The sequence below is a fragment of the Nocardia nova genome, assembly GCF_002933465.1.
Taxonomy (GTDB): Bacteria; Actinomycetota; Actinomycetes; order Mycobacteriales; family Mycobacteriaceae; genus Nocardia; species Nocardia nova_B.
Genome location: NZ_PSZE01000065.1, coordinates 1 through 6,211 on the forward strand (window position 1 = coordinate 1; position 6,211 = coordinate 6,211).

General features: G+C 64.0%; 7 protein-coding genes. 4 read left to right on the forward strand and 3 right to left on the reverse strand.

Translation table 11 applies throughout. From position 1 onward, the window contains the following. The coding region (locus tag C5E41_RS34675; protein WP_219823313.1) for a hypothetical protein at nt 1-528 on the reverse strand (528 nt) is incomplete at its 3' end. Between the two features lie 672 nt (nt 529-1,200). Here C5E41_RS34675 and C5E41_RS32610 point away from each other — a divergent pair. Further along, nucleotides 1,201-2,067: a hypothetical protein gene (locus C5E41_RS32610; RefSeq protein WP_146097781.1), complete on the forward strand. Its 867-nt coding sequence runs from the start codon at nt 1,201-1,203 to the stop codon at nt 2,065-2,067. Nucleotides 2,068-2,334: 267 nt separating this feature from the next. Here the strand turns inward: C5E41_RS32610 and C5E41_RS32615 are convergent, their stop codons facing one another. Next, complete coding sequence (locus tag C5E41_RS32615) at nt 2,335-2,697, reverse strand: hypothetical protein (protein ID WP_104379516.1); 363 nt, start codon at nt 2,695-2,697, stop codon at nt 2,335-2,337. A gap of 207 nt (nt 2,698-2,904) precedes the next feature. After that, on the reverse strand, nt 2,905-3,327 hold the full coding sequence (locus tag C5E41_RS32620) for a hypothetical protein (protein WP_146097782.1): 423 nt from the start codon (nt 3,325-3,327) through the stop codon (nt 2,905-2,907). Between the two features lie 230 nt (nt 3,328-3,557). Between C5E41_RS32620 and C5E41_RS34310 the strand changes: the two genes are divergently transcribed. The 3 genes from C5E41_RS34310 (at nt 3,558) to C5E41_RS32630 (ending at nt 5,359) form a co-directional block, all read left to right on the forward strand. Then, nucleotides 3,558-4,187: a hypothetical protein gene (locus C5E41_RS34310; protein WP_181063534.1), complete on the forward strand. Its 630-nt coding sequence runs from the start codon at nt 3,558-3,560 to the stop codon at nt 4,185-4,187. Nucleotides 4,188-4,204: 17 nt separating this feature from the next. Then, nucleotides 4,205-4,726 (forward strand): DUF6301 family protein, encoded by a 522-nt coding sequence (locus C5E41_RS32625; protein ID WP_104379518.1) that lies wholly within the window; start codon nt 4,205-4,207, stop codon nt 4,724-4,726. Nucleotides 4,727-4,858: 132 nt separating this feature from the next. Continuing rightward, on the forward strand, nt 4,859-5,359 hold the full coding sequence (locus tag C5E41_RS32630; RefSeq protein WP_104379519.1) for a DUF6301 family protein: 501 nt from the start codon (nt 4,859-4,861) through the stop codon (nt 5,357-5,359). The last annotated feature ends 852 nt before the right edge of the window (nt 5,360-6,211 follow it).

Below are 6,211 nucleotides of genomic sequence, written 5' to 3' on the forward strand. Positions count from 1 at the left end.
CGAACTCATCGAGTCGTTCCAAGACCAGACGCACGGCCTTCTCACGAACCTCAGGCGGGTAACGCTTCGACATGATGGGAACCATCTTCCACAAGACTGGAAGCGGCCCCAAACCCGTGACGGTTCATTCGACAACAGCCGCGCGCTGGATCGCTCGACCACGGCTGTGGCCGGGCAGGTCAGACTGACCACCGGGATGGCTCCACTGCGTGGGCCGGCGCCGAGCGCCGCACCGGTGACCTCGCGCCACGCGAACTCACGGTCATATCCCTGTACCGGACACACCACTCGCAGAGTGTCGGGACCGAAGATCATTCGGTTCCAGCACAGCGAAAGGCACAGGCCCACAACGGTGATGCCGAAACACAGGGCCACCAGGCCGACACCGAGGAACCCCACAGGAACCAGCCCTGCAATCGCCCCGCCGGCTAGCACCGCTCCGTATAGCGAGACAACAAGAAACAGCAGAGTCGGCGCATGGGAGTAAGGGCGCCAGCCAAGCACCGCGATACCGTCGACGATCGTCACCGCCGGTCTTGTCGGTGTTCGGCTGCACGCCAGAAACATCAGGCCATTGATCCCCACGGCGACGTGTAGGAAAAGTGGCGGTCCGGGAACTGCGGCCAGAGCAAGTGCGCACGTTCCGAGCAACACATACCCACCCCCGCTCGAGTGGGGCCAGTGCTCGACCCAGCGGTATTCCGCCGGTCTGCCGTCGGTCTGCGTCACGACAGCCATTATCACCGGCTGATCCGACTTGTCTGCTGCTCTCCGTGTGTGGCTCGGGGTTAAGGGCGATTCCCAGACTGATTCTGGTGATAATCCGTTGCGGTGCGCGGCTTTCTGCAACGCATGCGAGCATTTCATCGACGGCGAGTAGGCCGATGCCGCGGTAGACCCGCTCGCAAGAATCGACCTCGCTGTAGCGGACAACTACCCGCGCCGAGGCGGGTGCGCCCCGCCGGCGGTCCGTGCCTCTCTAAGCAAGTAGGTGACCAGGCTCAGGTCGAGTTCGCGTGCCTCGCCGGTCGTCCAGCCAGTTCGCGCACACAACCTTTCCCGGTCCGCCACGGTCCAGGTCCACTCGAAACCCGCTGCGACACCGCGCAATCCGGACCGCGCCATCCTAATCGACACGCACGACCGGGATTACCACCTTCTTTGCAGAACCGGCCTGCGCGAACGTATTCCCACCGAGGGGTGACCGACGAACCGACGTTATCGATCTACGGCCATGTGCCAGGAGGGGATCGTCCTCTGCGATCTTTGGAAGGGCCCGATACTACGGTTGCCTCCGTGAGGGTTGATGAAGATTTTCCCGAGGAGTGGGGCCGGACTCTCGTCGGTGAGGTCGAAAGAGACAGCGATGGCGAGTGGTCTTTCTCGGATTGGTATGCGGTGGTGTTCCCGGGAGAGACGGTGGTGTACCCGGGCGAGACCTGGGGTGGTGCGTGCCGCCACCACGGGCAGGGATCGATTGCTCCGGACACTGTGGTGATTGCTTTCGGTGGGACGGTGGTGGCGCTTGCCGATACCGGCCACCTGCACCTTCTCAACCTCTATGTTTACGACACCGAGTACTACCAGTTCCTGCGGTTGCGGCACGTTCTCGATCCACGGCGGTGGGACGACATACCGTGGGCGCTGTTGCGGCCGGGGCAGTTACTTCACGCGTGGGATAAGTTCCACGGCCTCGACTACTTTCGTCTGCCGGGACGGCCGCCGGTCGCCTACGGATACGCCGATCCCAGTCTGCCGGGGCTACCGGCCGCGATGAGCTACGGCGGGGACTGGTACGACCTGACCGCACAAGCCGACCAGGAGTACCCGACCGGTCGGCCGGCGGAGCCGGTCCAGGCATCCACGGCCAGGCTGTTGCGCGCGATTCACGAGAACGATCTCGCCACTGTCGTCGAACAACTCGATGCCGGTGCCGATCCCAACGCTGGCGAGGCCCCTGGTGGTGTCCACCTCAGCTTCTGCGAACCTCGTGCGCCGACAGCTGTGGGAAACGCGTACTCGCCCGAGATCGCCACCGCGCTGCGGAACGCAGGCGCCGTAGGTTGAACACCCGGGACCCGATCAGCACGCCAACCTCAAGAGCCCCGTGTCGGGTCGTCCGGTCAAGTGCACCGCCGCGCGGTGGACGTGTCGATGCCCCGATCGAGCACCACCAGACGACGCTGTGGTCCTGCCGTGTCCGCGATTAGCGGGGCGAGTCTTGCATCGACGTGGCGCAGTGTCTCGAGCCGAGGGTGGCCGCTCGGTTCCGCTATGGCCGGCCAACCTGTTCCACGCGAAATCAGCACATTGCAGAAGCCACTGATGCACTCGTCACCAGCGCCATTGGAGGTGGCCATCGCCGAGGAATTCGAGCGAGTACGCCAGGTGGTCGAGTCCGTCCTGGGTCTTGATTGTCCAGGTGCCGTACTCGCACCAATCAACATCAGCCTGTGTCACGTCGTGGCGAGCCAACTGCTGTGTACAGAGTCGGTCGTATGAGTCGTCGTCCTCGGGCAGGTCCTCGGTCTCGTTCAGCCACTGCAGGTATCTGGCAGCCCGGTCCGAGCGTGCGCCCCGCACAGGGTCGAAAACTTGCAAAGTGCCGGTAGCCCAGGGGGTTTCATAGGAGTAAGCGGTGATCAAGCCGACGAGCTCCTGATTGCGGAACAACTGCATCGGCGTTCGCAAATCCATAGGGGCATGCTAGAGGAGCCACTCCGGGGCTCATCGTGCGGTGAACCCGACAATCCAGGCGTGTTCGTCGATACATGAAGTGCCACAGGGGAAGCAGTCGCCGAGTTCGACCCACCGGCGTGTCGGCTGGCTGGTCGGGCACGCCCCCGTTGGCGAGGAACCGGCCCTGGTAGCCATAGCGCGGTGATTATCGCGGCGACCGTGGGGTCACGGCCGGAATCCGATGCTAATTCGGGTGATGATCGGTTGCGGTGCGCGGTCCTGGTCGAGGCAGCTCAGCATTTCACGCACGGCCAAGACACCCAGCCCGCGATAGACCGCAGCGCAGCAATCGACCAAGGATTGTTCGATGACGCGGACCACCACTCGCGCTGAGACCGGCTCACCGCGGCGGCGGTCCGGGTCGTGGGTGCCCGTGCCGGCCAATTCGATCAATGCTCCCTCGGCGAGAGCGTCGTTGAGTTCGGTGTCATGGCACGGTGCGCAGGCGAACTCGACCGACGATGATTCGCCGTCGGGGATCGGCTCGAAATCCACTACGGCGTAACCCCAGTCGGGCGCACAATTGCCCGGCGATTTCAGGGAGCGCACCGAGACTCCACGCACCGGCCGCGCCAGCAGAATCGTCATGTCGCGATGATACGAGGCTGCGAACGGTCGAGCACCGATCTCGACTGCCACCCGCGGTCGATCCGAGCAAGCCAGTAGCCGGCGTCGTCCGGACCAGCCGGCGCCGCTCCTCGGGAAAGCGACCGGGCCGCAGGGGATCCGATGCCGCCAGACGGGGCCAGCATGTCGTTGGGGTGCTGTAGCTTTCGGGCAGTGATCGCGGATCGGCGTGAGTGGAAGGCTCGGCAGCGTTGAGTGAAGAACAGGTCCCCGGCGACGCTGGTGCGCCGGCTGGTGGGGGCGAGCGGCGTGGGCGGCGAGGTTGGGTGCGGTGGGCGCGGTTCGCGGCGCCGTTGGTCGGGGCCGTCATCGGGGTGACGGCAGCCAACTGGGGACAGTTGTGGCACTCCGGGCACGGCGAGGCCGATGCCCATGCCGTGGTGGTGCTGCCGGCGGCGGTCGAAGGGTATGCGCGCCAGACCGACGCTGACGCTGCGGCGCTGGTTCGGCAGATTCTCGCGCAGGGTCAAGGCAAGGAGGGGGTCGGTATGCACGTGGCCGGTGTGTATGGGCCGGGTGGGTCCAGTGATGTGGTGGTGGTGGAGGCGTTGACCGGGCATGCGGGGCATCCGGATCAAGACATCGCCGAGGATATCGACAAGCAGCGCGCCGCGACCGGGGTGATGATGAGTGCGGTCGATGCCGGCCCGCTGGGCGGGAAAGCGGTGTGTGGCACGGGCATCAGCCAAGGCGCGTCGGCGGCGATGTGCGAGTGGATCGACGCCGACTGTTTCGGGCGCCTGGTCTGGAGCGGCGCGCTCGCCACCGACGGTCCGAGCCATCTGCAGCAGATCCGCGCCCAGATCGAGCGCACCGACTGAAAGGGACGACCAGGATCATGCGGACAGACCTCGACCGTGCCCTCGCCGTCATCCAGGCCGCGATGGCGTTCGACTGGACCTGGACCACCGACGACCTGCCCACCTTCGCTCACCGTATCGGCTGGCAGGTCGAAGGTGTCGATCAACAGGTGCCGACGATCACCACCAACTTCGACGTCAACCGCACCGACGCAATGGCCTACCTCGACCACAAACCCCGCACCGTCGGCCCGCGGTCGATCCAGCGCATCGACTACTACTACACCGACGTCGTGCTCGACGACCCGAGCGTCAGACCGCATCTGGACGACGCGTTCAACACCATCGCCCCCCGAATACACGAACTCGCGGGAGAGATCCTGACCGAAGCCTGGTCGCACAACGACACCCGGATGCTGCGCTGGGACCTACCGAACCTGGTAGTCAAGCTCAAGGTCAACGACGGTTCCGGGTTGATCTATCTGGTCAACCCAGCACGGCAAGCGCGTGATGACGAGTTCGACCGAATGCTCGTGTCGTCGGAAGACGACGCCGGCTGACGCACCTTCCAAAGTATTGGGGCCCGAGCTCGTACCGGGCGGGAAATGGACCACCGGAAGCCGGTGACAAGTTACTGAATCGCGCGGTAGCCAATGGCAGACTCCGCACCACAGGGAAGGACGATCAGCATCATGCGGGTAGATTTCGACCGTGCCCTCGACGCCATCCAGGCCGCGACGCAATTCGACTGGACCTGGACCGTTGACGACCTGCCTACGTTCAGCGAACGGATAGGCTGGCAGTCCAGCAGTCCCGACGACAAAAACCCATCTCTGACAACGAATCTCGACGTCAATCGCACCGACGCGAGCGTGTTGGTCGATAACACCGCCAAGCCCGATGTTCGGCGTCCGCTCGAGCAGATGTGGTTTCATGCCAGTGACGTCGTTCTCGATGACCCGAGTGTCCAGCCGGAATTGGACCACGCGTTCGATGATCTCGCCCAGCGGGTGTTCGAAATGGTCGGGCAACGACCGACCGGCTGGTCGCTGGAACCTCTGCGAAGTCTGCGCTGGGACCTGCCTACCATCGTCGTCACCCTGTACGTCAGCGACGAGGATGTCTCTGTCTATCTCGTGAGCCCCGAGTATCAGAAATGGTGCGATGAGATCGAAGCCTCCGGCGACGACTAGCAACTCATCCTTGCGAGGGTCACGCGCCACGGCGCGGCTTACGAGAACGACGGCATCCACGACGCGTTGCCGGTGCCGGCGGTGAAGGAGTTCTCGATGGAGTTGAAGCGCTTTCCGCGGTCGGACCGAGCGAGCGCGGCACAACTTACTACAGGGACCTCGCCAGCGCCGAAGCGCCGATGGTTCGGCCGCTGAAGGCTCGCTCCGACCGGATCACCTGCAGGACTGCATGATTCGGCTTGCCGGTCACCGGGATAGGTGAATAGTGCAGAACGCTGCTCTCGTCTCACCTTGCCTGCACGCCGCTGGTTGCTCATGGCCGGGGCGGGCGCTCATCGAAACCGGCTCGAACCATCCCCGCGATACGCGGTGCCAATTCCGTACGCGCCGAGACACACTCAACGTCGTGGCCTTCGGCCTACCCGTGCGGCTGCTGATCCTTGGCGCTGCCATCCGGGAGAACATCTCGAACGGTTGCTCTCCGGGCGGCATGTTGGCTGCTTGCCCTCCAGGTTGGGAACCGATGATGGGTTCCGCTTCGGACATCCGACTACAACGGCTATAAATCGGTAACCTCATTTCCGCAGAGGAAGAGCGACACAGTGGGCCACCCCGAAGATCCAACGCCGCACCTGCGAATGATCTCGCAGCACAGACAACAGGGCCATCCCCGTTGGACAGCGATCAATGAATCGGTCTTCGCGCACGAGCGTTCCGGGGGGCTGGGTTGAGTCCAGCAGGATGGTGTACGACTCGGGCGTCAGACCAAATCTGAGCGTGTCGTAGCCGGGAAAAGGGTGGTCACCGCGTGATCCTTCAGAAGACCTACCAAGTCGTTCAGAAGGAAGAAGA